Raw genomic sequence first — 26,019 nt, forward strand, 5'->3', positions numbered from 1 at the left:
ATCCAGCCACCACATCGAGCGTCGTTCCATTCGAAAGATACGAAAATGGCCGGATTATCGGCAATTTGGAGACGAGCATCGCGCGATGTCGCCATCGGAAATTCACGCGCTGGTCATATTTCCGTCATGCGCGGGGTGACGATCAACCACAGATCCCGCGGGTAATAGGTCAGGCCCGCCTCCGCAGTAATAGGGGTACCAGGATTTACGCGCAGGCGCCACTTGCGCAGAATTGTCGCCAATGCTACGGCGATCTCGGTGACCGCGAAAGAATCTCCGATACATTTTCGCGGGCCCGCGCCGAACGGCAATGCCGCCCGGCGCAGCGCATTGGTCATCGGCTCGCTCGCCCACCGATCCGGATCGAAGACCTCGGGATCGGGGATCAGAGCCGGATCGTGTCCGGTCAGATACGGGCTGAGCAGGACCGAGGCGCCCCGGGGAATGTGATGTCCGCCCAGTTCCACGTCTTCCACCGCGCGGCGGGTGATCAACCAGATCGGCGGACTGTGGCGCAGCGATTCCTCGATGACCCGCGTGGTGTAGGGCAACCGTGCCAGGTCGGCGTGCTCGATCGGCTTGTCGCCCAGCACATCCGCCAGTTCGGCCACCACCCGCTGTTCCACCGCCGGATGTCCGCTCAGCAGCACGAAGGTCCACGACAGGGCGGTCGCGGTGGTCTCGGTCCCGGCCAGCAGGATCGTGACGATCTGATCGTGAATGACGCTGTCGGACAGCGTCATCGAGCCCTGCGAGCCCGCGGAGCCGTCCGACGCGCGGGCATCGAGCATCATGCTCAGCAGATCCGACCTGCGGGTGTCGGTGCGCCGATAATCCGCGATCACCTGATCCACCAGCGGATGCAATCGCGCCACCAACTCGGTCCATTCCCGATTGCGCGGCAGCGGAAGACGATTGAGCATCGGCAGCGGCGACATCGCCCGCCGATACGATAGTTCCAGAATCCGCGGCAGCCGCTGCTGCACCTCGGCGGTCAGCTCGTCGGCCACCCGCGCGGAGGTGATCGCGCGCGCCACCACCCCGAGGGTGATCGCGGTCATCGCGATACGGGCATCGAGCGCCTGCCCCGCATGCCAGGAATCGGCCTGCTCGGTGATCTGCTCACGCATGCCCACCAGATATTCCGCGAGCCGCTCCCGATGAAACGCCGGCTGCAACAGCAACCGATGCATCCGATGGGTCTCCCCGTCGGAGCTGAGCAACCCCTGCCCGAACACGTCGCGGAAATGCTCCACCGCAACGCCTTTGTCGAAGGACCGATACTTGGTCACGAACAACTCGTGACTCACCGCGGTGGAGGTGACCACATAGGCCTGCTGCCACCCGATCCTGATCCGCACCACATCCCCGCGCTCGCGCAGCGATTGAAACCACCCGATCGGATCATCCCGCAACTTCAACGCATGCCCCAACACCGGGATCGCCCCCGGCGCCATCGAAGAAACACTTGCCGAAGCGGACATCCCCCAATTCTCCGCCGCCCCCAACGACCCCCGCAGCCATTTGACCCCGACCCCGTCACCCTTCCGCCCCGCCCGTGGGTTCCGCAGTCGTGCCCCTGGGGTTCCGCAGTCCTACCCCGTGGGCTCCCGCTGTCCGGCCCCCTGGATTCCGGCCGCCTTGTCCCCTCGGTTCCGCTGTCCGGACCCCGGGGTTCCGCTGTCCCGCCCCCAGGGCTCCTGCCGCCTTGCCCCCGGGGTTCCGCAGTCCTCCCCTCTGTCCCGCGGCCCCGCTCCCCGTGTTGCCGTTGCCCCGGCACGCTTTTCGCCGGGGCAACGGGAAGGCGTCAGCGCACAGTCACCGTCAGCGTGAACTGTTGCGGCGGTTGCGGGGTGGCCTGGGCCCAGGGCTGGGTGGGGGCCGTGGCCAGGGTCAGCTTGGTGGTGCCCGCGGTCGCGGCGGTGAAGGTCCAGACGGTGGTGCCGGGGCCGCCGGGGGTGAAGGCGGCGTCCGGCTTGAACTGCGGCTCGCCCTCCTGACGCAGCACGTTCTGATCGGCCTCGCGCAGCTGCCAGGCGTATCCGGTGGACGGGGACTCCGGCAGCGCGACCGCGAGCTCCTGCCCGACGGTCAACGCCTGGGCCTGGCCGTTCCCGTCGACGCCGACGACGACAACCGGATCGGCGATCGGCGCCGCGAGGGTCGGCACGGGGCCGGTCGCGGCGGCAGTCGTCGCACCGGCGGCCAGGGCAGCACCGAAGGCGATCATCAGTAGAGGTGTACGCACCACAGTCCTTTCATGAGTTAGGGGCGCCCACACCTTACCGGCGTTTTCGCCGTTCGCATCCCGGCAACCGCGAAAACCATTCCCCGCCAGCGCGTTCCGCCGAATCAGCCCTTGCGCGCCAGCCCACCGTAGGCCCCGGAGGACTCGGGATGCTCGCCCACATCGCCCGGATTCTCCGGCCGCCACAGCGGCAGATGCACCAGACCCGGTTCCACCAGCGCCCAGTCGTGGAAGTAGGCGGCGATCTCGTCGCGACCGCGCAGCACGATCTCGGTGGACGTCCGACCCGACAGCTTCTGCGCCTCGAGCACCTCGGCGGGCTGACCATCGGCGGTGGCATGGGTGATCGCCAGATAACTACCCGGCGCCACCGCCTCCTGCAGCCGCGCCACACACTTGCCCGGATCGGCCGCCTCCGGCACGAAATGCAGCACCCCGAGCAACAGCACCGCGATCGGACGCTCGAAATCGAGGAGCTCACGCACCTGCGGATCACTCAGAATCGCTTCCGGCGCAGCGACATCGGCCTGTACGACCATCGCATTCGGATTGCCGTCGAGAATGGCGCGACTGTGCGCGACCGCCACCGGATCGATATCGGCGTAGATCACCCGCGCCTGGGGATTGCGAGCCTGGGCCACCTCGTGCACATTGCCGACGGTCGGAATGCCGGAGCCCAGGTCCAGGAACTGATCGATGCCCGCATCGACGAGAAACCGCACGCACCGACGTAGCAGATCGCGATTGGCGCGCATGGTTTCGGCGACATTCGGGGTGAACGCCTCGATCTGGCGAGCCAGCGTGCGATCGATCTCGAAATTGTGCATACCGCCGACGAAATAGTCGTAGACCCGGGAGGCACTGGGCCGATCCAGGTCGATACCTTCGGGCGCCCAACTCGGTCTGGTCATCGGAACCTCTCTGCGAACCCGCCCGCCGGAAGGCGAAGCATCGCAATCGTATTCGAGCGCCTTTCGAAATAGCTGTAGTTCACACATCCGTGACCACCCGGCTACGATCGATCTTCGTGGCGTGGGATGGGTCCGATCTCGACGGCCCGCACGCCGAACTGGCCGGGCGGTGGGCAGCCGCGCTCGGCGGCGGCGCGCGTGATCACGTCGTGCCCTTGAGCGCGGCCGAGGTGCGACAACTGCTGGCCGCGCTGGCCGCCGACGTACTCGACGCGGTGGCCACCGGCGACCGCGCCCGGGTCACCGGGGCCGGTGCGACCCTGGCCGCGGCGCATTTCGTCGGCGACGACGTACTCGGCCGCAGCGTCGCCGTATTGAGCGCCTTCTTCGCCGAAACCGCTGTGGCCCCGGCCCGTTCGGCGGAGCTGCTGGGCGCGTTCGCCACGGGCTATGTGCGCGCGTTCCGCTCGTGGCTGCTCGCCGAACAGGAAAGTGTGCGCACCGCCGACATCGCCGCGCGCCGCGCGGCCGAACAGCAGTTGCGCACCAGCGAGGCCCGACTGCGAGCGGTGTTCTCCCAGGCCGGAATCGGCACCGGCCTGTCGGATATGACCGGGCGCATCGTGGAGGTGAATTCGGCGTTCGCCCGGATGCTCGGCTACCGCCCCGAGGAGATGTGCGCCCTCGACGTCACCGACCTCACCCACCCCGACGACGCGCCCGGCATGTGGGAGCTCTACGGCGGCGTGCTGCGCGGTGAACACGACAATGTGCAACTGGAGAAGGCCTATCGCCACCGCGACGGCCACACCGTGTGGACCAATCTCAATGTCTCACTCATCCGCGACGAACACGGCGACCCGCAGTACACCCTGGTCCTGGTCGAGGACATCTCCGAACAGCGCGCCCTGCGCGAACGACTGAACTACCGCGCCCACCACGATCCGCTCACCGGACTGGCCAACCGCTCCCGCTTCTTCGACGCCCTGACCACCGCCTTCGCCGATCCCGCGGCCCGGGTCGGGCTGTGCTACGTGGATCTGGACCACTTCAAATCCGTCAACGACACCTTCGGCCACTCCCTCGGCGACGAACTGCTGTTCCAGGCCGCGGCCCGATTACAGGGCTGCGTCGAACATCCCGATCACCTCGTGGCCCGCATGGGCGGCGACGAATTCGTGATCCTGGTGCCGCGCGCCGACGGCACCGGCGAACTGGCCGCGCTGGCGCGCACCGTGCTGGCGGCCTTCGCGCGACCGTTCGAACTGCAGGGCCACCGCCTGACCGTCACCGTCAGCGTCGGTGTCATGATCGAACAGGCCGGACTCACCTCCACCGACGCGCTGCTGCAGGCCGCCGACACCACCATGTACTGGGCCAAGACCGGCGGCCGCAGCCGCTACGCGGTCTTCGATCCCGATCGCCGCCGCCGCGAGCACACCCGCGCCGAACTGACCGCCGCCCTGCCCGCCGCGGTCAACCGCGGCGAATTCTTCCTCGACTATCAACCCATCGTCGCCCTCGCCGATCAACGCCCGGTCGCGGTGGAAGCCCTTGTGCGCTGGCAACATCCGGAGCTCGGCGTCATCACCCCGACCCGGTTCATCGATCTGGCCGAGGACGCCGGACATATCGCCGCCCTGGGCACGATGGTGCTCGAACAGGCCTGCCGCGACGGCCGCGCCTGGCACGACCGCTTCGGCGAGCGCAGCCCGGTGGTGAGCGTGAACGTCTCCTCGGCCGAGGTCGCCGATCCCGCCTGGCTGAACCGGGTGCAGACGATCATCGCCGACACCGGCATCGCCCCGCAGCGACTGCAATTGGAACTGACCGAACGCGCGTTCATGCACGCCACCGGCCGTCCCCTGCAGGCCCTGCACACCCTGGTCGACGCCGGGGTGCGCATCGCCATCGACGATTTCGGCACCGGCTACTCGAATCTGGCCTATCTGGGCCAATTGCCGTTGCACGTGGTGAAACTGGCGGGCCAGTTCATCCATCGCATCCGCACCGCCACCGCCTCCGACCGCGGCGATCTACTGGTGTTGGAGACGATCGTCGATCTCAGTCACGCCCTCGGGCTGACCGTCACCGCCGAATGCGTCGAAACCCATCACCAGGCCGACCGCCTGCTCGGACTCGGCTGCGATACCGCGCAGGGCTGGTACTTCCACCACCCCATGCGCGCGGATCGACTTACCGAATTGCTCGGGTCGTAGGACACTTGATCACTATGCTCACCGTGTACTACGACCTGTTCCTACTGCTGTACGAGGCCGAGCGCCTGTTCGAGCGGTTCCTCGGCCAGTGACCCGGCGGCTCAGCCGATATTGGCCGACAGATCCGGAATCATCCGAAACGCCTCGTCGGCCCAGTTGTTCCAGGCGTGGATACCGAACGCCGGGAAGTCGTAGATCACGTTCTGCGCGCCCAGCGACATCATCCGCACCTGGAACGCGCGCGTGTTGATCTGCGCCAGCGCCTCGAGCGCGATGCCGTTGAGGGTGTTGAAATTCGGACCGTCGGTCGCGGTCGGTCGACCGGTGCCCGCGGCGATCCACAACCGCTGATTCTGCTGGATGAGCCTGGGCGCGAAGACGAACGGATCCATCCGCAGCCACTTGGGATCCCACGGCGGGGCCATCGAGTCGACGTTGTAGCCGCCCGCGTCGATCATCGCCGTCCGGATCGCCTCGCGCATACCGGGGGCGGAGATGTTGAGGTAGCCGGAGAAGGATCCGGCGAAGCTGAACTGATCGGGGTGGTAGGCGGCCAGCGTCAGCGCCGCGCTGCCGCCCATCGACAGTCCGAACACGCCGTTGCGAGTGGGGTTGAAGCCCAAGCGGTCCCGCAGCGCGCCGCGCAGATCGCGGGTCAGAAACGATTCCCAGTCGTAGCGGTAGCTCTTACCCGGACCGGCGGCCAGGATCATCGTCGCGCCCGAACCCGACGCCGAACCCGAGGACGATCCGCTGATCGGCGGAATGCCGAAGAAACTCGACGGCGAGTTCCAGTCCAGATAGAAGCTGGACTGACCACCGACGGGCATGACCACATTGATATTCGCGTCGGCCATCTGGCGCGCGACCGCGGTCTCGATCTCCCAGCCGTTGAGATCCTCGCGGGCGCGCATACCGTCGAGCGCGTACACCACCCGGGAGGTGTTGCCGTCGGCCGCGCGGAAGATGCGCGATTTGATCGGGCCCATCACCGGCGAGTCGACCCAGAAATCGAAGCCGCTGGGATCGAAGGCGGCCGCGGCCGGACCCGCCCCGCCCACCACCGCCGCACCCAGCGGCAGCATGACGGACAGGACCAGCGCGAGCAGTTTCGGCCGGAAGCGATCACGAACCCGCCGGGGGCGCAACAAACGCATGGAGGGGAACACCTTTCGTCGAACTGCGTTCGGCAACGGCGGAGACCCACGGTCCCCCGACCCGACCGGGGATCCCACGTGTTGCGCGTGTCGCGCGTGATGTCGGCCAACCGGTCGGTCCGTGTTACCGGAATGTGATGTGTTCCCCTCGGACACCACGACAGGAATAACGGACAAATAACTCGTAATCAGCGGTATTCGATCATGGAGTTTCCGAATAACCCACGGTCCGCTATCCATTCGATCATGAACGTCCCATGGTACCGATCCGCCCGAATTCGATCATGTCGCACAACGGCCACGACCACCGAAAAGACTCGGTTGTCACCCGGCCGGCTCCGCAATCCGCATCCCACGCATCCGCCACCGCTGACCCTTCGAATCCATCGGAAGGTCGCCCGTGATACCGCGGTGAACCCGGGTACATCCCGATGGTGTTCGACGAATTCACCAGCGAGACCATGCGACTCGACGACTCGCAGATCTTCCTCCGGCGCGGCGGCGAAGGTCCGCCGATCCTGCTGCTGCACGGCCATCCACGCACCTCGGCGACCTGGCATCGGGTCGCTCCCCGCCTGGTGGCACGCGGGTTCACCGTGGTCTGCCCGGACCTGCGCGGCTACGGCCGCTCCCGCGGACCCGAACCGACACCGGATCACGCCGGATACGCCAAGCGAGCCATGGCCGCCGACATGGTCGCCGTGATGCGCCGGTTGGGGTATTCGAATTTCGCACTCGCAGGCCACGATCGCGGAAGCTATGTCGCCTTGCGACTGACACTCGACCACCCCGATATCGTCTCGCGCGTCGCATTATTGGACTGTCTGCCGATCAGCGAACATCTCGCGCGCGTGACCGCCGAATTCGCCACCCGTTGGTGGCACTGGTTCTTCTTCGCCCAGCCCGAGATTCCCGAACGCGTCATCACCGCCGATCCGGACCGATGGTACCGGGGCGATCCGGAGACGATGGGCGCCCGAAACTACGACGAATGGCGAATGGCGACCAGAAATCCGACCGTAGTGCGGGCCATGCTCGAGGACTACCGCGCCGGGCTGACCATCGACGCCGAACACGAACGCGCAGACCGCGCGGCAGGTATTCGATTGCGTTGTCCGACATTGATTCTCTGGTCACTACGCGACGATCTGGAACAACTCTACGGTGATCCGCTGCGAATCTGGCGGGACTGGGCCGTCGACGTCACCGGTTTCGGCATCGACTCCGGCCATCACATGGCCGAGGAGGCTCCGACAGCGCTCGCGACCGCACTCGCCGAATTCTTCGAATGACCTAGCGCTTGGGGAATCCGATCACGAAACCCAGCGCGATGATCACGGACCCGACCACCGAGATGGCGACCATACTCCACATGCCGAACCTCTCATTCCCTCTGCGCGACAAGCGGATTCACCCTACAGTGACGCCACAGGGGACGCACCGGAATGGTTGATCTTTCTCAACGCGACCAGAACGCCGACGGCGGCGACGGGCAATAGATCCAACGCCACCGCCGGCAACACCACACTCACCAGCAACAGAGCCGGGCTCCACCACGGCAATCGTCCCCGCCGGGCCAGCAGCGCGGCCAACACCACCAGCCCGAGGAAGAACAACTGCGGCACCACGGTATAGACCACCGCCCGCACACCCGCGATCGCGGAGAACTCCCGGCTCAGCCGTGCCATCTCGGCATGATCGCTGGCCTGAGCCGCGATGATGATATCCGCCCCGAACTGCACGATCCCCGCCGCCAACCCGATCAGGGTCAGCGCCACCGTCGCGGTCCGCCCGATACCAGCGGGAAGCAGACGGCCCAAACCGATCACCACCGCCACGAACAACATCAGCCCGATCAACGCGACGACGTGGGCGAGTTGCCAGACCGCTCCCGGACCGTAATCGCCACGCGCCAAACCGATCAGCCGGATCACCCCGTAGCCGAACAGGCACAGGGGTGCGCAGATCAACAGCGCGCCGAAATATCTCATACGCCGATCCTGGCAGGGGCGGCGTATATGAACCTCCGGGAAAACCCTGGTTCAGCGCCGGACAGTCTTGCTGCGCATGAGAAATTCGGGCAGATATCCGTCATGCGGCAACCCGGCCCGCATCCAGGTGGTCGGATGGTCGCCGAGGTGCACATTGGCGATGGTCGGCTCGTCCACCAGCTGATCGATCAATCGCTCGTCGCCGGTGAATGCCGTGAGCACCAACGTATTTCGCAAGGCGGCGATACCCGCGTCGCGATCCCACGGCGCCACCCACACGCACGGGAAGGGCAGTTCCGCGCCGATCTGCTCGGCGAACGGATCGTCCACCTGATGCACCGCCGGACGCAAAACCGCGCTGCCGTCGCCGAGTTCGTCGACAATGCCGTTCCCGCCCAGCCACACTCGCGTTCCCGCCGCGCGCTCGCGCAGATGCTTCGCCAAGGCGCGCGCGGTCTCGACCGTGTGCACGGGCAGTACAGCACGCTCGTCCAGCGCGGGCAGACTGGGCAATTCGGCCAGCCGCGCGGCGAGGGCCTCGGCGACCGGCGCGGGATCGCCCTCCACGAGTACTGCCGTGGCATTCACGCAGCCGACACCGCCACCGCCGCTGACGGATTCGACCATGGTGTCCAGCGCCGACTCCCAATCAGCGCCCGCGGTCAGCAACACCTTGGACCGGCCCGGACCCTGCGGCAGCACGCCGGGATCACCGGCATACTTCCGGACCACCTCGTCACCGCCGTAGACCATGCCCAGATCCGCACCGCGAAGGATCTCCCCCGCCGCGTCGTGATCGGTGGGCAGCAATACGATTCGATCCTCACCGAATCCGGCTTCGCGCAATGCGGTGATCAGTCGATGCGGGGTGAACGGCTCGCGTCGCGAGGGACGGACCGCGACGCGGTAGCCCAGGGCCAGCGGTTCCAGCCACGCCAGATGTACCGCGGGATGATTACCCGCGGCGTGGACGGCGAAGACCTCACCGCGGCGGCTCCACACCGCCCGCCCCGCGTGCGTGGACGGGTCCCGCCAGTCACCGACCGCATCGGCGGGACGCGCGTTCCGCACGGTGCGGTAGACCTGCGCGGCCGCGAGCGCGATATCGGCGGTCGCGTTGCGCACCACGGTGATCGGCATTCCCGCGACCGCGCTCACGGTGCGTTGATAATCCTCGACGCTCTGTCCGGCCACGCGTTCGGTGGCGAAGGCGCGGCCCGCGCGGGCGATGGCCGCGATCCGCCCGTCGACCGGCAGTGCGGCCGAGCGGTGCATGGCCTGCATGGCTCGGGTGACATACAGTCGGGGCGCCAAACTCAGTGTGGCGACCGGGTTTCCGGTGCGGTCCCCGATCGTCTCCTGGTTGCGGGAGCGATACGGGCCGGTGGGTCCGAGGGCGTCCAGGCGCAGCATCAGTACACCCCCTCGATCACCGTCGCGCCGCCGAATGTGGCCACCGGGGTGACATCGGCGACCGAATCGCCGAATCCGCCGGGCGGCGGCGGCATCCGTGTGCCCATATCGCGCTCGATATTGTTGACCAGCAAGGCCGTGCGGCTCAGATGGTTCATCACCACCCGACCGCGCTCGCCGTAGGGTACGACCTCGCCGGTGTCCGGATCGACGATCCGGAAGGTGGTGTGGGGAGCGAACGGATCGAATACACACGGTTCGTCCTCGTCCAGACCCGCGCGCTCGATGGCCGCGCCCAGAATCATGGTGCTGCCGTACATGCCGATCAGGCGAATCCCCGGAAAGACCTCGCGCCGTAACAGGTCCCGGGTATCGGCGTCCAGGTGCGCACCACCCCACACGATCGCGCGCACCTTGCGATTGACCACCTCCACGAGCTCGGCACGCCGGGCCATCCGCTCCAGCAGCGGCGGAGTGGCCACGAGGACACCGATGTCCTGGGTACGCAGGACGAGCTCCATCTGATCGATCAGATGTTCGGTGTAGGCATCGGCCTCCGTGCCGCGACCCTCGGCGATCAGTCGCTTCACCCAGCGCGGATCCAGATCGATGGTCAAATTCAGACTTTCGCGCACCCGGCACAACCCCGCGATCGACGCGCCGACACCGTGCGGACCGCTGGGCATCGCGCCGAGCCAGTCGACGTCTCGCGGAACATCGTGCTCGTCGAGCCGCGCGCCGAGCCAGTCGACGCCGTCGCGCTCCCACTCGTCGGTGAACACCACCCGCTTGGGTTGCCCTGTGGTGCCGCCGCTTTCGTACACCGCCACCGCGCGGGCGACGCCGAATCCGCGCGGAATCAGGTCCCGGACACCGATATCGCGCAACTCGTCCACGACATTGGGAAACAGGGCCAGATCGTCGAAACCGCGGACATCGGTCAGCGGATCGAAATCCAGCGTCTTCGCGCGCGCCAACCAGAACGGCGATCCGGTCCGCTCGTCGAAGTGCCAGCGCATCATCTCTCGAACGAATTCATCGTGATCTTGCATGCAATTCCTTCTCTCCGAACGGCTTTCGACCCAACCGTAGGCCGCGGCGAGTCATAACGTCCAAGACCGAATTCCACATAAATTGATGCCTCTAGTGTTATGAGAGGATCACGATCATGGACCTGCTGTCGCTGCGCTACTTCCGGGTGGTGGCCCGCCACGAACACATCAGCCGCGCCGCCGCGGAACTGCGCGTCGCCCAGCCCTCGCTCAGCCGCACCATCGCCCGCCTCGAATCCGATCTCGGGGTCCCCCTGTTCGACCGGAGGGGCCGCACCGTCCGGCTCAATCGGTTCGGCGCGGCATTCCTGCGCCGGGTCGACCGCGCCCTGACCGAACTCGACGATGCGCGAACGGAATTGGCCGACGCCGCGGGCCTGGAACACGGCACCGTCGCCGTCGCTTCGGAGACGCTGCTCTCCCTCACCGAATTCCTGCCCGCCTTCCGCGCCCGCTACCCGGACGTCGAACTGCAGCTCTACCAATCCACGGCCGCCCGCATGGCCCGCCAACTCGCCGCCCACGAAATCGACCTGTGCCTGGCCTCCCAGGAAATCACCGGCCCCGCCATCCGCACCGTCGAGTTGTTCCGCGAACCGGTCCTGCTCGCCGTCCCCCTCACCCACCCCCTGGCCGCCCACGACAGCGTCCCCATCGAATCCCTGGCGGGCGAACCGATAATCACCACCCGAGTCGGCTACTGGCAGCGCACCCTCACCGACCACCTCTTCGCCACCGCGGGCCTCACCCCGAACATCACGGTCGAGGGCGACGAACTGGCCGCCGTCCAATATCTCGTCACCGTAGGTCTGGGCATCGGCCTCATCCCCGAAATGTCCCTACGCTCCCGCGCCCAAACAGCCGTAGCCTGGGTCCGCCTCGACACCCCCGACAGCCACCGCACCCTCCGCATAGCCTGGCGCGAGGACACCTATCTTTCCCATGCCGCCCAACGTTTCCGCGACATGCTGATCGAGAGCCTCACACCAGGTACGAACCGAAACAGCCGCGGCGACGACTGATATCGATCAGAGGTCGATCACCACCTTGCCCTGGACATGGCGGGCCGATCGACGACTCCCGCGTAATCGGTGCCGAACTCGGTGGGCAGGCTCAGGCCGAACCTCGCCGCGGTCTCGGCATCCGCGGTCATGAACCAGTCCATCGGATTCAAGCCCGCCGCACCCACTCGGACGCGGATCTGCCCCTCGCCCGCTCGGGGTTCGGGGACGTTCTGGACGGTCAATACCTCAGGGCCGCCGAAGGACTCGAGCCGAACCGCCCTATTCGTGTTCGCTCGCAGGTCACCATCATGCCGCCGCATCCGTACCGTCTCCTCGTGTCCGTGGAGCCAACGTGAAATCCGAGCCGTATGTCGACGCGATGGCGAATCGACTGCGGCACAGCGCATTCCGAGAGTGGCCGGATCAGGGCCGTTTCAGGCTGCCGACACTCAGCGATCCGCCCCCGGTGACCCGCAGGCTCTCCTCGGCCGCACGAACATAGCCGGCCGGGTCCTTGTCGACAGGCTGTACACCCGCGTAATTGCGCGCCTCGTAGGCAGCGAAGTCGACGGCCAGCTGATGGCGTCGCGACAGCCCCGCCAGACGCCGGAAGTCGGTGAGGCCCTCGCGTTCCTCCTCGGCCATATGGTCGCTGTTGGCCTCGTTGGCCGCCGCGACGGCTGCGTACCACTCGTCGGTACCGACGCGATGGCGCCCCACCTCGGCGATGGCATCCCTGATCTGATTGTGGTCATCGATGGCGTCGAGCGTCTCGTCCTCCACCCCCGCCTTACGCCGAGCCGCGATGCCCACCTGCAGCAGCGCGGGGTAGAAGATCTCCTCCTCCGCCTGTGCGTGCAGCTCGAGAAACGCCGCCAGCCTGTCCCAGATGGCCGACAGCACACCGGTATCGGAGCGATCGATCTGCTCCAGGATCGCGAACAGCCGACGCTGCTCGTGATGGTCGTCGAGGATCAGCTGGGTAATGTCCACAATTCCTCCCTGACACCGCACTCCATGGTCGGCTCCGGGCGCCGGCACGTCCCGAACCCGACGATAACGCACCGCCGAGCCACCCCATGGCCTGCCACACCCCGCGCCGCACTCGACAGGCAAACCGGACCCGCTCTCGGCTTCTTTCATCGCCATCTGGGATACGAGAGGGTCACATGTTCGGATGCGCATATATACGTATCGACCTGAATGAACATGGGAGCGGATCCCAGCACCCTGCGACGACGCACAGGATGCCGGGATCCGACTCGAACTCAGCGTTTGGCGCGGTCCCGCTTCTCGCGGACACGCACCGAGATCCGCACCGGCGAACCCTCGAACCCGAATTCCTCACGCAACTTGCGTTCCAGGAAGCGGCGGTAGCCCGCCTCCAGGAAGCCCGTGGTGAACAGGACGAAGGTCGGCGGTCGGGTGGTGGCCTGGGTGGCGAACAGGACTCGGGGCAGGCGGCCGCCGCGCATGGGCGGTGGGGTGGCCGCGATGACCTCTTTGAGCCAGGTGTTCAGGCGGCCCGTCGGAATGCGCCGGTCCCAGGACTCCAGCGCGGTTTCCATTGCGGGAACCAGCTTTTGGACGGCGCGGCCGGTGTGGGCGGAGATGTTGACCCGCTGCGCCCAGCGCACCTGGACCAATTCGCGGTCGATCTCACGCTCGAGCTGTTCGCGACGGTCCTCGTCGACCAGATCCCACTTGTTGTACGCCAGCACCAGCGCGCGGCCGGTGTCGGCGACCATGCTGATCACCCGCAGATCCTGTTCGGTGATCGGCTGGGAGGCGTCGATGAGCATGACCGCGACCTCGGCGGCCTCGATGGCCGATTTGGTGCGCAGCGAGGCGTAGAACTCGGTGCCGCTGGCATTGGCGACCTTGCGCCGCAGACCCGCGGTATCGACGAAACGCCAAGGCTTACCGTCCAATTCGACCAGCGAATCGACCGGGTCGACCGTCGTTCCCGCCACATCGTGTACGACCGAGCGCTCGTCACCCGAAAGTTTGTTCAGCAGACTGGATTTGCCGACATTCGGCTTACCGACCAGCGCGACGCGCCGCGGACCGCCGCCGACACCGCTACCCTCGCGCGGAGTTTCGGGCAGCACCGCGAGCACATCGTCGAGCAGATCGCCCGTCCCGCGCCCGTGCGTGGCGCTGACCATCCGCGGCTCCCCCAGACCCAGCGACCACAGCGACGCCGCCTCGGCCTCGAGCTTCTCGCCGTCGACCTTGTTGGCCACGAGGATGACCGGAGTCTTGGAGCGCCGCAACACCTTCACGGCGGCCTCATCGGTCGAGGTCGCGCCCACGGTGGCATCCACAACCAGCAGAATCGCGTCCGCGGTCCGCATGGCCAGCTCGGCCTGACGCGCCACCGCCTGCTGCAGCCCCTTGGCGTCGGGCTCCCAACCGCCGGTGTCCTGCACCAGGAAACGCCGTCCGGCCCAGCTGGCCTCGTAGGAGACGCGGTCACGGGTCACGCCCGGGACGTCCTCCACCACGGCCTCGCGGCGGCCCAGGATCCGGTTCACCAGAGTCGATTTGCCGACATTCGGGCGGCCGACGACCGCCAGGGTCGGCATCGCGACCTGCTCGTCGGCCTCCGGGTCACCCGCGAGATCGACGACCTCCCAATCGGTTTCGTCGCTCCAAATGCCGTCGGCGGCAAAGGTTTCCTGCGTCATCTTCCACCTCCCATCGAAATCTGCTGGGCCACAACTCGATACAGCTCGTCGATAACCTGATCCATGGACAGGTCGCTGGTGTCGACCAGCACGGCGTCCTCGGCCGGGCGCAGCGGCGACACCGCGCGCGTCGAGTCGAGATTGTCGCGGCGCTGGACATCGGCCAGCACGGCCTCGTAGTCGTCGCCGCGGCCCTCGGCGATGTTCTGCTGATTGCGCCGGTCGGCGCGCGCCTCGGCCGAGGCGGTCAGATAGATCTTGGCGTCGGCGTCGGTCAGCACGACCGTGCCGATATCGCGGCCCTCCACCACGATTCGGCCCGCGCTCGCGGCGATCTCGCGCTGCAATGCGACGAGCTGATCACGCACCTCGGGCACGGCCGAGACCGCCGAGACGGCCTTGGTCACGGCATTGCCACGGATCTCCGCGGAGACATCCACACCGTCGAGCTCGATCAGTTCGCGGCTCGGGTCGGTGCCGATGGTCAGCGGCAGATCCTTGACGGTGACCGCGATGGCGGCCGGATCGTTCAGATCCACTCCGCCGCGCAGCACGCGCAGCGTCGCGACCCGGTACATGGCGCCGGTGTCGAGGTAGCGGGCGCCGAGGCGGTCCGCCAACCGGCGCGACACGCTGGATTTGCCGGTGCCCGACGGGCCGTCCATAGCGACGACCAGCGGTGTCGAACCGGAAATATCCGCGTCGTCCACGCCGCCTCCTCGAACGTTCCGGCCCAGCATCTGCACACCGTTCACCACGACACTCCGTTCAAGTCCTTGATCGCCCAGCAACGTCGCACTGTCACAACGACACCGCCTCGTAAAGCTTCCCGATTTCGTCACGACCGAGTACACGCATGCTGCCGGGCCGCTGATCACCCAGCGCGATCGGGCCGATATGCGTACGCACCAGACCGATGACCGGATGGCCGACCGCCGCCAGCAGGCGGCGCACGATGTGCTTGCGGCCCTCGTGCAGCACGACCTTCACCAGCGAGCGGCCCTCGCCGATCTCGAGCACCTGGAACCGGTCGACCTTGGCCGGGCCGTCGTCGAGTTCGACGCCGCTGTGCAGCCGCTTGCCGGTCTCGCGCTTGACCTCACCGTTGACGGTCGCGAGGTAGGTCTTGGAGACCTCGAAGGAGGGGTGCATGAGCCGGTGGGCCAGATCGCCGTCATTGGTGAGCAGCAGCAGACCCTCGGTATCGGCGTCGAGGCGGCCGACGTGGAACAGCCGCTGCCCGGCCATGACTCGCTCGGCGACGATATCGCCGACACACGGGCGGCCCATCTCGTCGGACATGGTCGACTGGAAACCCTTGGGCTTGTTCAGCGCCAGGTAGACCTGTTCGTCGCGGACCACGACGCGCACGCCGTCGACCCGCACGACCGCGGTGTTGGGGTCGATGCGCAGGCCCTGTTCGCGCACGATCGCGCCGTCGACCTCGACGCGGCCCTTCTCGATGAGTTCCTCGGCGGCGCGGCGCGAGGCCACACCCGCCTTGGCCAGCACCTTCTGCAAACGTTCGCCCTCGCCCCAGGGGAGCTTCTTCGGGCCGGTCTCCGCGGCCTCGACGTGCTGATTGCGGGCGGGTTTGGCGAAGCTGAGCACGGTCTGCTCGCGACGCTGCTTCTGCGGTTTGCGGCTGGGCGCTGGCTTGGGGGTCAGCGGGCGGCCGCCGCCGATGCGTCCGGCGGCGCTGCTGCCGGTCAGCGAACGGCTGTCACCGCGCCCGGCCAGACGTTCGGGCATCGAACGTCCCGCCATGGAACCGCCACGCCCCGAACCGAATCCACCGGAGGCCGCGCCCCGCCGATCCTGCCCCGACCGATCCGCCGACCGATCGAAACCGCCCCGGCGATCGTCGCGCTCGAACCCGCGCCCGCCACGCTCGGAACCACCGCGCTCGAAACCACGCGGCCCACGATCCGAACCACCACGCTCGAAACCACGCGGCCCACGATCCGAACCACCACGCTCGAAACCACGCGGCCCACGATCCGAACCACCACGGGCGTCCCGATCGAAACCGCCGCGATCGCGGCGGTCGTAACCACCGCGCTCCTCGCGACCGGAACCAGCACGGCTCCCACGGTCGGATCCACCGCGACCGCGGTCGAATCCATCGCGTCCACCACGGTCGAAACCACGCGCATCACGATCGGACCCGCGTCCCCCGCGGGCGTCACGATCTGATCCGCGCGAACCACCGCGGCTGTCGCGGTCGAACCCCCCGCGTCCTGCGGAAGCGCCGCGCTCATCGCGGTCGCTCCGATATCCCCCACGGCCGCGGTCGTTGCCGCGGCCTCGGGCCGATCCGCCGGTAGGCGGTTCGCCCTTACGTTTCCTACGATCCGGTGTGCCATCTCGGCGAGCGGGTGTATTCACGTGATCCTGTCAATCCTCGGTACCGAGATCGATCTCCGACTCGGCGGGTTTCTTCAGCCTGGTGTACCGGGGATCGGTATCCAGGCTCTCGTTGATCTCATCGATCAGGTCGACGCCCGGAAGCAAGGGCGCCAGCGGCGGCAGATCCGCCAGTGACGCGAGCCCGATCCGTTCCAGGAACAGTTCGGTGGTGACGTACTGCGTGCCGTTGGTCTCGGGATCTGTCCCGGACTCGGCGATCAGGCCGCGTGCCACCAGGGTGCGGATGACGCCGTCGACGTTCACCCCGCGCACGGCGCTCACCCGTGCTCGCGTAACCGGTTGACGATAGGCGATGACCGCCAAAGTTTCCAAAGCGGCCCGGGTCAATTTCGACCGCGAACCGTCCAGCAGCATGCGCTCGACATAGGGCGCGTACTCGGTCCGAGTGTAGAAACGCCACCCGTCACCGACGTATCTGAGATCTATGCCACTCCCCCGCGCCGACAGCTCCGCCGACATCTCCCGCAGCGCCTGTTCCACCCGTGGCTCGGTGTCGTCGAGGGCCGTCGCCAACTGCTCGACCGTCGCGGGCGCGTCGACGATCAAGAGCATCGCCTCGAGGGCCGCACGGAACTCCGGCTCGTCGAGCCGCTCCGAAACCTCGGCCTCCTCGCCCTCGGCAAGCTCACCTTCGTTGTCGGCAAGGTCGCCCTCTGCGTCGGCAATGTCGGCCCGCTCCCCAGCGATCACGGTCTGCTCGCCAACGGTATTGGCCTCGTTGCCAGCAGCATCGGCCTGCTCGCCAGCAATACTGGTCTGCTCCCCAGCGATATCGGCCTGCCCACCAGCGACAGCGACCTGCTCCTCAGCGATACCGGTCTGCCCCACAGCAATACCGGCCTGCCCCACAGCAATACCGGCCTGGCTCTCAGCAATATCGACCTGGCTCTCAGCAAGATCGGCCTGGCCCTCAGCGATATCAGCCTGCCCGACAGCGACATCAGCCTCGGACGCCGCGCGGTCCGGCTCCTCGCCCGGCCCCGTCTCCTCGGCCAGGCTCGTCTCATCGGCGAGTTCGGCCTCGTCCGCCCGCTCCGGCTCCGCTGCCACAGCCTCGTCCAGATCGGTGTCCGCTGCCGTCATCACCCGTAGTCCTCTTCGATAGTCACTGTCTCCGTCGGCTTTTCACCATCGGCCTCGCCGATCCAGCTGACCGCCAATGGGCCCAGCGGATCGGGTTGGTCGAACTCGATCGTCTTGCCTCGATACAGTTCCAGCAGCGCCAGGAAGCGGGCGACGATCTGGACCGGCGTCTCGCAATCGGCGCATATCTCCCGGAAGGTGGTCCAGCCACCGGCTCCGCGACTTTTCAGCATCTCCAAAACGAACGCGGCCTGTTCGGCCACCGAGATGGCGTGGTTGTGCAGATGATCCAGTCCCACCTTCGGCGTCGGACGCGGTCGGAACGCCGCCGCGGCGATCTCGGAGAAGCCGACGGCGTCAACTCCCAGCGTAACCTCCGGCAGCAGGTCGAGAAACCGGTCCTCCAGCGACACCGCACGCGGATAGCGCCGCAGCGCCGCCTGTTCGAGTTCGCCGAGCAATTCGGCCACCTGCTTGAACGCCCGATACTGCAGCAGCCGCGCGAACAACAGATCGCGCGCCTCCAGCAGCGCCAGATCCTCCTCGTCGGCTACCTCACCCGACGGCAGCAACCGCGCGGCCTTCAAATCCAGCAAAGTCGCCGCGATCACGAGGAATTCGGTGGTCTGATCGAGAATCTTGTCCGCGCGCAGCGTCTTGTCCTCGTCCAGGCTCGCCGTCAACACCTTGACATAGGCGATGAACTCGTCGGTGACCTGGTGCAACGCCACCTCGGTCACATCGAGCCGACGCTGGCTGATCAGCTGCAGGAGCAGATCGAACGGGCCCTCGAAATTGGCCAGCCGCAGATGAAACTTGTTCGTTCTGTCCGAATTGTCCGGCGCGGCGGTGGTTGTCGCGTCGTTCACCGGCCCGACCGGTGGATGACTTCCCGTGCCATCGCGCGATACGCCTCGGCGCCACCGGATTTGGGCGCCCAGGTGGTGATGGGCTCACCGGCCACGCTCGCGTCGGGGAAGCGAACCGTGCGGGCGATCACCGTGTCGTAGACCAGATCGCCGAAGACCTCCACGACCCGGGCCATCACCTGCCGCGAATGCAGTAACCGCGCATCGAACATGGTGACCACGATGCCGTACAGGCTCAACCGCTGATTCAACCGGTCCCGCACCTTCTCCACGGTATCGGTGAGCAGGGCCAGTCCGCGCAGCGAGAAGTATTCGCATTCCATCGGAATGACGACACCGTCGGCGCAGGCCAGCGCGTTGACGGTGAGCAGACCCAGCGACGGCTGGCAGTCGATGAGGATGTAGTCGTACTGATCGCGCAGCGAGGCCAGCGCGCGTCCGAGCGTCTGCTCGCGCCCTACCTCGTTGACCAGCTGGATCTCGGCCGCGGATAGGTCGATATTGCTGGGCAATAGATCCATGCCGTCGACCTTGGTGCGCATGAGCACATCCTTGGCCGCGGCCTTGCCGCCGACGAGCAGATTGTGCACGGTCAGATCGAGATCGTGATGGGCGACACCGAGGCCCGCCGACAGCGCGCCCTGCGGATCGAGATCGACCAGCAGGACGCGGCGGCCGTATTCGGCCAGCGCCGCGCCGAGATTGATGGTGGAGGTGGTCTTTCCGACGCCCCCCTTCTGATTACACATGGCGATGATCAGGGCTTCGTCCTGATGCGACACCGGAGGCGGTTCGGGAATATCACGCAACGGGCGACCGGTCGGTCCGATTTCCGCGCCGTCCGCCACGATGTCCTTCGCCTCCCACAGTGTCTGGGCCGCCTGCTCGATGCGGGGGGCCGACCTTCCCGAAAGCGGTTCTGCCGCAGCACTCCTCGGCGGCTCGGCCGCACCGGCTGTCGTCATATCCGCTGCTCCTTCAGTGTTCTGCGCCCAATTGCCCCGCCGAGCGCAGCGAGGCAGCTCCCACCCGACGTCCCCGTAACGGTGACATCAGGACCCCCATAGACGCTACCGCTTCGGAGCGCAAGACCTACGCTCGGACACGCTTTGTGAGCATGGCATCAGTGCGCCGTGGCACCGATCTGTGCGCAAAACGTGGGCCAGCATACCGGCGGAGTATCGAAACAGAGGGAAGGACAACGTCTCCGGCGCGTCGTGGCCTACCGCGCCCGGGGATGGGCCGTGGCCCAGACCTCGTGCAGGGTAGTGATGGTGACGAGAGTGTAGATCTGCGTCGTGGTGACCGAGGCGTGTCCGAGCAATTCCTGAACGACTCGGACATCGGCGCCACCGGCGAGCAAATGGGTGGCGAAGGAATGGCGCAAAGTGTGCGGGGATACGGCCGCACCGATTCCCGCGCGCTCGGCGGCGTCCTGCAGGACCTGCCACGCGCTCTGACGCGAGAGCCGACCGCCGCGATGATTGAGAAACAGCGCCGCATTTCCCTTGCCGTGCAGCGCCAGCGCGGGCCGACCGCGGACCAGATAGCCCTCGACGGCCGCCAGCGCGGGGCGGCCGATCGGGACCATCCGTTGTTTACCACCCTTGCCGTGCAGGACGACCGCGCGTTCGCCGGTATCGATATCGTCGATATCGAGTCCGACGACTTCGGATATCCGCGCGCCCGTGGAATACAGCAGTTCCAGCAGCGCGCGATCGCGCAGCCCGCGCGGACCGCCGTCGGCTTCCCCGGTACCGCCGGCGGCCTCGAGCAGCTTCGAAATCTGTTCATATGGAAGGGCTTTCGGCAGCCGCCTGGCCGGAGTGGGCGGTTTCACCGGATGCGCGACATCACCCGCGGTAATGCCCTCGGTCGTCGCGAACCGATGCAGCCCCCGCACCGCGACCAGCGCCCGCGCCGCCGAACTGGCCGCCAGCGCCGGATATCCACCGCCCCCGGTCCGCAGCGCCACCACGAAATCGGCGATATCGCTTTCGCGCACCGCGTCCAGCCCCGCGATCCCCCGCTGCGCCAGAAACTCCTGATACCGCCCGAGATCGCGGCGATACGCGCTCGACGTATTTCGCGCGACACCCCGCTCGACCGTCAAATGGTCGAGATAGGCCGCGATCTGACGCGGTACTTGGGCATCCACGGCATTCATCATGGCAGCCCCACGCGCCGCGGCTACGCAATGAGTTCGAGTCGAAGCTCACCGAGCACATCGGGATCGGCGAGCAACTCGATTCCGATGATGCGCTCGTCGCGCACGGTGAATTCGAAAACCACGCGCGGAACCTCGTCCACCGCCCAGATCGCACCGGCCAGGCCGTCGATCAACGCCGGCAGCGCCCGCTTCGCCCGTCCGGCAAAGACTTCCGCGACCGCCCGCGCCCCGCGCGCCCCCGAGACCGCGCCGCTGGCCACGGCCACCGCGTCGGCGCGCAACACCACCTCGGGATCGAGCAGTCGCAGCAGGGCCGCGAAATCCCCACCGCGGGACGCGGACAGGAACGCCTCGACCACCACCCGCTGCCGATCCCGATCGGCGCGCACCTCACCGACCGTGCGCATCCGGCGGCGGGCGCGGCTGGCGAGTTGACGGGCGGCGGCCGGGGTTTTGCCCAGCACGGTGGCGATCTCGTCGAAGGGCACCGCGAACAGATCGTGCAGGACGAACGCCAGACGTTCGGAGGGCGCCAGCGTATCGAGCACCACCACCAGCGCCGCGCCGATCGAATCATCCAGCACGACCTGCTGTTCGGGATCGAGACCGGCCTCGGGAGCGTCGAATTCGCCGAGACCGTCCTCACCCCGCTGGGCGCGCGAGTGCAACATGGTCAGGCAGACCCGCGAGACGACCGTGGTCAGCCAACCGGCGAGATTATCGATCTCCTCGGTCTCGGAGCGGCTCAGCCGCAGCCACGCCTCCTGAACCGCGTCCTCGGCCTCGGCGCGCGAACCCAGGATGCGCTGGGCCAGGACCTGCAGGCGGGCACGCTGTCGCTCGAATTGCCGTGCCACCAGATCGAGGTCGTGCCCGCCGTCGCTCATCGCGATCTCCTCTGCCCTCGTCTGTCACGACCGGTGCGGCGACTCGAATGTGACAGGGTCGTCGAACAATTCCGTCGCCCGATCGAGCGCGGCGGTCAACGCGGCCGGGTCGGGTCTCAGCCCGGTGATGATCGCGTCGACGCCCCGCAGCTCGGCCCGTTCGAGCAGGCGCTTCTCATTGGTGACCCACTCGCCGCGCGCGGCCAGCACCGCATGGGCCGTCTGCGTCGCCGCTGTCGCCAGCGCACCGGCGAGCTCGGTGACCGCGCCCCGTGCGGGATAGGCGTTCCGCGCGTAACGCAGGGTCAGATTCGCGCGGTCGCGCCAGAACCTCGGCGCGGCGATGCGGAGAGCCTGCGGATACGCCGGGCGAGGCAGGTCGCCGAACAGGGTCCGTGCGAGTGCCAGCTCGGCGACCAGCAGATAGCTCGGTATGCCCGCGAGATGGAACAGCAACGGCTCCCACCGGAATCGGCCCTGTTCGGCCTCGGCCGTCTCGTATTCGACGACCTCGAGATCGCGGTAGTGCACGTCGACCGGGCGACCATCGATCTCGAGCCACGCGCCGCCGTTGAATACGCCGCCACCCCAGCCACCGATCTCGCCGACCTCGCCGGGCCAACCGAGCGCGCGCAGATCGGCGGGATCGAATTCGCCGCGATAGTAGAGCGCGAAATCCCAATCGCTGTCCGGGGAGTGAGCGCCGGTGGCGCGCGAGCCGCCGAGGGCGACAGCGCGCACACCGGGCAGCGTCGCCAAGCGCTCGGCTACCCGGTCGGCGAATTCGTCGGTCATCGGCTGCTCCATTGTTGCTGCGGCGGCATACCCGGAATCGGTTTGCCGATCAGGGCCAGGGGGACGAAGAAGTTCACCTGGCCGATCGCCATCGCGAGGGTGGCGATGGCGGTTTCACTGTAGTGTTCGGCCACCCGGGCATAGAGGTCGTCGGGCACTCGCTCGCCGTGTGCGGCGGGCCGCAGGACCGCGTCGACCAGGGCAAGGGCGGCGCGTTCGGCGTCGGAGAAGTTCGGCGCGTCCTGCCAGGTCGCCACCGCGTTGATCCGGTCCTCGGATTCGCCTGCCTTGCGCAGATTTCCGGCGTGCAGGGCGGTGAGGTAGGTGCTGCCGACGATCTGGCCCGCGCGCAGCTGGATGAGGCTGATCGTGGATCTGGGCACCGAACCGTTACCGGTGACCTGGAACAGCGCCGGGCCGACCGCGGCGAGTTCGGGGACCAGCTGGCCGGGATCTTGCAGACGAGAGCGCATGGGAGTGCCTTTCATTTGTGGGATGCGAGGGCGGCCGCGTTCTGCGGCAGCCAGGAGCGAACGGCGAAGGTGCAGGCGGCGAACACGGTCGGCGTGGCCCATTTGTCGGGACCGTCACCGGCCGCGATATGCGATGCCGCCGCGCCGCCGTAGATGAAGAACAGTCCGGCGTAGGCCCATTCCTTCGTGCGGGGGTGGCCCGGGGTGAGAATCGCGGCCAGTGCGGCGGCCTTGGCGGCGCCCAGGATCGTCGCGAAGTACATCGGATATCCGAGGTGGTCGAATACCTTGCGCACATAGGAGATTCGGGCTAGATCCCAGTAGGAGCCGACCGCGGTTTCCGCCAGCAGCGCGGTCACCGGCACCCACCGGGCGAGTCCGATCAGGTGTTTGCCCCTCATGCCGCACGCTCGAATCCCGCCGTGGCGGCGGCGCGGTGCAGGGCCGCGGCGAGCCGCGCGTTCTCCGGGGCGTTGAATGCGAACGCGGCGCGGCGACGGGTGTAGCCGTAACTCAGACCGCTGTGCGGATCGGCGAATCCGTCGGAGCCCGCGGAGCCGGTGTGGCCGAAGGCGTGCACGCCGAGGAATGGATGGATCAGGCCCTTGGCCTCGAATCCGAGCGCATACGGGGCCCGTTCGCCACGCACCAGATCCGTACCGCCGGAATGGATTTCGGAGATGATCGCGATGGTGTCCAGCGACAGCAGCGGTGGTCGCCCGCCGAGACCGCCGGTCGCCGCCGCGTACATCGCCGCCAGCCCGCGCGCATTGCCGACGGCGCCGGCCGAGGCCTGTCCGAGGCGGCGCAGACGCGCGTCGTTGGGCAGTGCCATCGCATCCGCCGGGGTGAAACCCTGGGCGTTGAGGTTGTAGGAGATGCCCGCAATGCCATAGGGATTGGGCGAATTGGCGGCGAAGGCGGCCGCGACCTCCGGTGTCGCACGCCACGGCAGGATCGGCAGAAAGCGGTCCTCGAGCTCCTCCGGCAGACCCAGGTACACGTCCAGCTCGTACGGGGCTCGGATGCGCTGCTCGAACAACTGTTGCACGGTACTGCCGGTGATCGCGCGCACCACCCGGCCGAGAATCGCGTACATCACGAACGCGCAGTAACCGTGCGCGCTGCGCGGTGCGAAGAAGGGGCGCTGCTCCACCAGCCGTTCGGCGACGAGCTGTTCATCGGCCAGCTCGGCGACGGTGAATCCGCCGTCCGCGCCGATGACGCCCGATCGGTGCACCAAGACGTCGCGCACGGTGATTCGATCCTTGCCCGCCGCGGCGAACTCGGGCCAGTAGTGGGCCACCGGCAGGTCGACGTCGAGGACGCCGTCCTGGATGAGCAATGCGATCACCAAACCGGCCGCGCCCTTGCCGGAGGAGTGCAGGCCGGTCAGCGTCGTGGCGGTGACCTGCGCGCCGGACCACAGATCGACGACCTGCCGACCGCGCACATAGGCCGCCAACTGAGCGCCGGATTCACCGTCCTCCTCGGCCACGACCGCCGCGAATTCGGCTCGCACCCCCTCGAATCCGGCCGCGACCGTTCCGTGTACTTCGATATCGCTCAACGTTCGGCTCCTTTCGTAAATCGTCTTCGGTGCACTGACGTACGGCGGAGCGCAAACGTGACCGCGGGTGGGGAGGTCACATTCGCGGCGGCGGGATCGTCATCACTGAGAGACAGTGATCGAGGAGGATTCGTGCACGACGAGAAGTTCCTGGCCGATAGATTCGAGGAGCACCGCGCGCATCTGCGGTCGGTCGCCTATCGGATGCTCGGTTCGGTGGCCGACGCCGATGACGCGGTACAGGACGCGTGGCTGCGTCTCGCGCGCGCCGACGCCTCCGAGATCGGTAATCTCGGCGGCTGGTTGACCACGGTTGTCGGGCGGGTGTGCCTGGATATGTTGCGGGCGCGCAAGAGTCGTCCCGAGGAGCCGCTCGAGATCGATCGCCTGCCCGATCCGATCGTCACCAGCGAAACCGCTCCCGATCCGGAACAGGAAGCGCTACTGGCGGATTCGGTCGGCTTGGCGCTGCTGGTGGTGCTCGAATCGCTCCGCCCCGCCGAGCGGATCGCCTTCGTACTGCACGACATGTTCGCCCTGCCCTACGAGCAGATCGCGCCCATCGTGGACCGCACCCCGCAGACCGCCAAGAAATTGGCCAGCCAGGCCCGCCGCCGAGTCCAGGGCGCGCCACCCGACCCCACCGTCAGCCTGTCCCATCGCCGCCGCATGGTCGACGCCTTCCTGGCCGCGGCGCGCAACGGCAACTTCGAAGACCTCCTACGTCTACTCGACCCCGACGTCGTCCTGCGCGTGGACGCCACCCCCACCGGCCTCCAGGTCCTACGCGGCGCGCCCGCCGTAGCCGCCCAAGCCGAAACCTTCCACCGCATGGCCACCCTCTGCACCACCCACCCCGCCGTCGTCAACGGGCAAGCGGGACTGGTCAATACGGTCAACGGCGACCCGTTCTCCATCATGAGCTTCACCATCACGGGCAGTCACATCACGGCCATCGAAATCCTCTCCGGCCAAGACCGCCTGTCCCACCTGGACCTATCGGCGATCCTCGGCTGACCACCGGTCGGAAACCCTATAGTGCAGAAACGATTTCGAT

Annotated in this window: 25 protein-coding genes and 1 pseudogene; 4 read left to right on the forward strand and 22 right to left on the reverse strand. The window is 67.3% G+C overall.

Translation table 11 applies throughout. The features are described from left to right. Window positions 1–113: 113 nt before the first annotated feature. The 3 genes from NP4_RS36355 to NP4_RS36365 form a co-directional block, all read right to left on the reverse strand. A complete protein-coding gene (locus tag NP4_RS36355; RefSeq protein ID WP_169813854.1) occupies window positions 114–1,457 on the reverse strand; it encodes a cytochrome P450 in 1,344 nt (447 codons plus the stop codon). A gap of 350 nt (window positions 1,458–1,807) precedes the next feature. Next, entirely contained in the window at window positions 1,808–2,248 is a 441-nt protein-coding gene (locus NP4_RS36360) for a protease inhibitor I42 family protein (RefSeq protein WP_147288129.1), read from the reverse strand. A gap of 104 nt (window positions 2,249–2,352) precedes the next feature. Beyond that, window positions 2,353–3,159: an SAM-dependent methyltransferase gene (locus tag NP4_RS36365; RefSeq protein ID WP_068007986.1), complete on the reverse strand. Its 807-nt coding sequence runs from the start codon at window positions 3,157–3,159 to the stop codon at window positions 2,353–2,355. Window positions 3,160–3,275: 116 nt separating this feature from the next. Here NP4_RS36365 and NP4_RS36370 point away from each other — a divergent pair, with 116 nt between their 5' ends. Next, window positions 3,276–5,378, forward strand: a complete 2,103-nt coding sequence (locus NP4_RS36370; RefSeq protein ID WP_082876542.1) for a putative bifunctional diguanylate cyclase/phosphodiesterase — start codon at window positions 3,276–3,278, stop codon at window positions 5,376–5,378. A gap of 101 nt (window positions 5,379–5,479) precedes the next feature. Here the strand turns inward: NP4_RS36370 and NP4_RS36375 are convergent, their stop codons facing one another. After that, window positions 5,480–6,535 (reverse strand): alpha/beta hydrolase, encoded by a 1,056-nt coding sequence (locus NP4_RS36375; RefSeq protein WP_068007989.1) that lies wholly within the window; start codon window positions 6,533–6,535, stop codon window positions 5,480–5,482. Between the two features lie 431 nt (window positions 6,536–6,966). Between NP4_RS36375 and NP4_RS36380 the strand changes: the two genes are divergently transcribed. After that, window positions 6,967–7,827, forward strand: coding sequence for an alpha/beta hydrolase (locus tag NP4_RS36380; RefSeq protein WP_211336001.1), 861 nt, complete (start codon window positions 6,967–6,969; stop codon window positions 7,825–7,827). 123 nt (window positions 7,828–7,950) lie between these two features. Here NP4_RS36380 and NP4_RS36385 read toward each other — a convergent pair whose 3' ends face one another. From NP4_RS36385 to NP4_RS36395, 3 genes are read right to left on the reverse strand one after another with little or no spacing between them, the layout of a single operon-like run. Beyond that, on the reverse strand, window positions 7,951–8,526 hold the full coding sequence (locus tag NP4_RS36385; RefSeq protein WP_068007993.1) for a hypothetical protein: 576 nt from the start codon (window positions 8,524–8,526) through the stop codon (window positions 7,951–7,953). Window positions 8,527–8,577: 51 nt separating this feature from the next. Beyond that, complete coding sequence (locus NP4_RS36390; protein WP_068007996.1) at window positions 8,578–9,939, reverse strand: aldehyde dehydrogenase family protein; 1,362 nt, start codon at window positions 9,937–9,939, stop codon at window positions 8,578–8,580. Further along, complete coding sequence (locus NP4_RS36395; RefSeq protein ID WP_068008000.1) at window positions 9,939–10,991, reverse strand: AMP-binding protein; 1,053 nt, start codon at window positions 10,989–10,991, stop codon at window positions 9,939–9,941. Before NP4_RS36395 ends, NP4_RS36390 begins: the two co-directional genes overlap by 1 nt. Window positions 10,992–11,107: 116 nt before the next feature. Between NP4_RS36395 and NP4_RS36400 the strand changes: the two genes are divergently transcribed. Then, a complete protein-coding gene (locus NP4_RS36400; protein WP_068008004.1) occupies window positions 11,108–12,013 on the forward strand; it encodes a LysR family transcriptional regulator in 906 nt (301 codons plus the stop codon). Window positions 12,014–12,057: 44 nt separating this feature from the next. Here the strand turns inward: NP4_RS36400 and NP4_RS36405 are convergent. From NP4_RS36405 to NP4_RS36475, 15 genes and pseudogenes are all read right to left on the reverse strand, one after another. Further along, window positions 12,058–12,315: pseudogene (locus NP4_RS36405) on the reverse strand (NADP-dependent oxidoreductase); the annotation flags it as partial. 103 nt (window positions 12,316–12,418) lie between these two features. Next, window positions 12,419–12,988: a hemerythrin domain-containing protein gene (locus NP4_RS36410; protein ID WP_068008008.1), complete on the reverse strand. Its 570-nt coding sequence runs from the start codon at window positions 12,986–12,988 to the stop codon at window positions 12,419–12,421. 275 nt (window positions 12,989–13,263) lie between these two features. Then, entirely contained in the window at window positions 13,264–14,685 is a 1,422-nt protein-coding gene (der, locus tag NP4_RS36415; protein WP_068008012.1) for a ribosome biogenesis GTPase Der, read from the reverse strand. Then, window positions 14,682–15,350, reverse strand: a complete 669-nt coding sequence (gene cmk / locus NP4_RS36420; RefSeq protein ID WP_373863895.1) for a (d)CMP kinase — start codon at window positions 15,348–15,350, stop codon at window positions 14,682–14,684. The genes der and cmk overlap by 4 nt, the downstream gene beginning before the upstream one ends. 136 nt (window positions 15,351–15,486) lie before the next feature. Further along, complete coding sequence (locus tag NP4_RS42990; protein ID WP_245998763.1) at window positions 15,487–16,437, reverse strand: pseudouridine synthase; 951 nt, start codon at window positions 16,435–16,437, stop codon at window positions 15,487–15,489. Continuing rightward, window positions 16,395–16,970: a hypothetical protein gene (locus tag NP4_RS42995; protein ID WP_068008016.1), complete on the reverse strand. Its 576-nt coding sequence runs from the start codon at window positions 16,968–16,970 to the stop codon at window positions 16,395–16,397. The genes NP4_RS42990 and NP4_RS42995 overlap by 43 nt, the downstream gene beginning before the upstream one ends. Before the next feature lie 112 nt (window positions 16,971–17,082). Beyond that, on the reverse strand, window positions 17,083–17,781 hold the full coding sequence (scpB, locus tag NP4_RS36435; RefSeq protein ID WP_068008104.1) for an SMC-Scp complex subunit ScpB: 699 nt from the start codon (window positions 17,779–17,781) through the stop codon (window positions 17,083–17,085). A gap of 416 nt (window positions 17,782–18,197) precedes the next feature. Further along, entirely contained in the window at window positions 18,198–19,067 is an 870-nt protein-coding gene (locus NP4_RS36440; protein ID WP_068008019.1) for a segregation and condensation protein A, read from the reverse strand. Then, window positions 19,064–20,032 carry a ParA family protein gene (locus tag NP4_RS36445; protein ID WP_082876538.1) on the reverse strand — a complete coding sequence of 323 codons (969 nt, stop codon included), beginning with the start codon at window positions 20,030–20,032 and terminating at the stop codon, window positions 19,064–19,066. The genes NP4_RS36440 and NP4_RS36445 overlap by 4 nt, the downstream gene beginning before the upstream one ends. Window positions 20,033–20,289: 257 nt before the next feature. Continuing rightward, complete coding sequence (gene xerD, locus NP4_RS36450) at window positions 20,290–21,234, reverse strand: site-specific tyrosine recombinase XerD (protein ID WP_114755946.1); 945 nt, start codon at window positions 21,232–21,234, stop codon at window positions 20,290–20,292. Window positions 21,235–21,257: 23 nt separating this feature from the next. Continuing rightward, entirely contained in the window at window positions 21,258–22,124 is an 867-nt protein-coding gene (locus tag NP4_RS36455) for a sigma-70 family RNA polymerase sigma factor (protein WP_068008028.1), read from the reverse strand. Window positions 22,125–22,148: 24 nt separating this feature from the next. Next, the gene (locus tag NP4_RS36460) at window positions 22,149–22,919 is read right to left on the reverse strand and encodes a nucleotidyltransferase domain-containing protein (RefSeq protein ID WP_068008107.1); all 771 of its coding nucleotides are present in this window, start codon (window positions 22,917–22,919) and stop codon (window positions 22,149–22,151) included. Continuing rightward, window positions 22,916–23,392: a carboxymuconolactone decarboxylase family protein gene (locus tag NP4_RS36465; protein WP_211336002.1), complete on the reverse strand. Its 477-nt coding sequence runs from the start codon at window positions 23,390–23,392 to the stop codon at window positions 22,916–22,918. The genes NP4_RS36460 and NP4_RS36465 overlap by 4 nt, the downstream gene beginning before the upstream one ends. Before the next feature lie 11 nt (window positions 23,393–23,403). Next, window positions 23,404–23,793: a DoxX family protein gene (locus NP4_RS36470; protein ID WP_068008035.1), complete on the reverse strand. Its 390-nt coding sequence runs from the start codon at window positions 23,791–23,793 to the stop codon at window positions 23,404–23,406. Further along, entirely contained in the window at window positions 23,790–24,962 is a 1,173-nt protein-coding gene (locus NP4_RS36475; protein ID WP_068008039.1) for a serine hydrolase domain-containing protein, read from the reverse strand. Before NP4_RS36475 ends, NP4_RS36470 begins: the two co-directional genes overlap by 4 nt. A 132-nt stretch (window positions 24,963–25,094) precedes the next feature. Here NP4_RS36475 and NP4_RS36480 point away from each other — a divergent pair, with 132 nt between their 5' ends. After that, on the forward strand, window positions 25,095–25,979 hold the full coding sequence (locus tag NP4_RS36480) for a sigma-70 family RNA polymerase sigma factor (RefSeq protein WP_068008044.1): 885 nt from the start codon (window positions 25,095–25,097) through the stop codon (window positions 25,977–25,979). Window positions 25,980–26,019: the final 40 nt, after the last annotated feature.

Source organism: Nocardia pseudobrasiliensis NBRC 108224, assembly GCF_001613105.1.
Taxonomy (GTDB): domain Bacteria; phylum Actinomycetota; class Actinomycetes; order Mycobacteriales; family Mycobacteriaceae; genus Nocardia; species Nocardia pseudobrasiliensis.

Coding starts and splice junctions, on each gene's coding strand:
- NP4_RS36455 (WP_068008028.1), bottom strand. CDS start 22,124: ATGAGCGACGGCGGGCACGACCTCGATCTGGTGGCACGGCAATTCGAG.
- NP4_RS36445 (WP_082876538.1), bottom strand. CDS start 20,032: ATGACGACAGCCGGTGCGGCCGAGCCGCCGAGGAGTGCTGCGGCAGAA.
- NP4_RS42990 (WP_245998763.1), bottom strand. CDS start 16,437: ATGCCCGAACGTCTGGCCGGGCGCGGTGACAGCCGTTCGCTGACCGGC.
- NP4_RS36380 (WP_211336001.1), top strand. CDS start 6,967: ATGGTGTTCGACGAATTCACCAGCGAGACCATGCGACTCGACGACTCG.
- xerD (WP_114755946.1), bottom strand. CDS start 21,234: ATGAATGCCGTGGATGCCCAAGTACCGCGTCAGATCGCGGCCTATCTC.
- NP4_RS36385 (WP_068007993.1), bottom strand. CDS start 8,526: ATGAGATATTTCGGCGCGCTGTTGATCTGCGCACCCCTGTGCCTGTTC.
- NP4_RS36355 (WP_169813854.1), bottom strand. CDS start 1,457: ATGGCGCCGGGGGCGATCCCGGTGTTGGGGCATGCGTTGAAGTTGCGG.
- NP4_RS36470 (WP_068008035.1), bottom strand. CDS start 23,793: ATGAGGGGCAAACACCTGATCGGACTCGCCCGGTGGGTGCCGGTGACC.
- NP4_RS36390 (WP_068007996.1), bottom strand. CDS start 9,939: ATGCTGCGCCTGGACGCCCTCGGACCCACCGGCCCGTATCGCTCCCGC.
- NP4_RS36365 (WP_068007986.1), bottom strand. CDS start 3,159: ATGACCAGACCGAGTTGGGCGCCCGAAGGTATCGACCTGGATCGGCCC.
- NP4_RS36375 (WP_068007989.1), bottom strand. CDS start 6,535: ATGCGTTTGTTGCGCCCCCGGCGGGTTCGTGATCGCTTCCGGCCGAAA.
- cmk (WP_373863895.1), bottom strand. CDS start 15,350: ATGGACGGCCCGTCGGGCACCGGCAAATCCAGCGTGTCGCGCCGGTTG.
- der (WP_068008012.1), bottom strand. CDS start 14,685: ATGACGCAGGAAACCTTTGCCGCCGACGGCATTTGGAGCGACGAAACC.
- NP4_RS36465 (WP_211336002.1), bottom strand. CDS start 23,392: ATGCGCTCTCGTCTGCAAGATCCCGGCCAGCTGGTCCCCGAACTCGCC.
- NP4_RS36400 (WP_068008004.1), top strand. CDS start 11,108: ATGGACCTGCTGTCGCTGCGCTACTTCCGGGTGGTGGCCCGCCACGAA.
- NP4_RS36460 (WP_068008107.1), bottom strand. CDS start 22,919: ATGACCGACGAATTCGCCGACCGGGTAGCCGAGCGCTTGGCGACGCTG.
- NP4_RS36395 (WP_068008000.1), bottom strand. CDS start 10,991: ATGCAAGATCACGATGAATTCGTTCGAGAGATGATGCGCTGGCACTTC.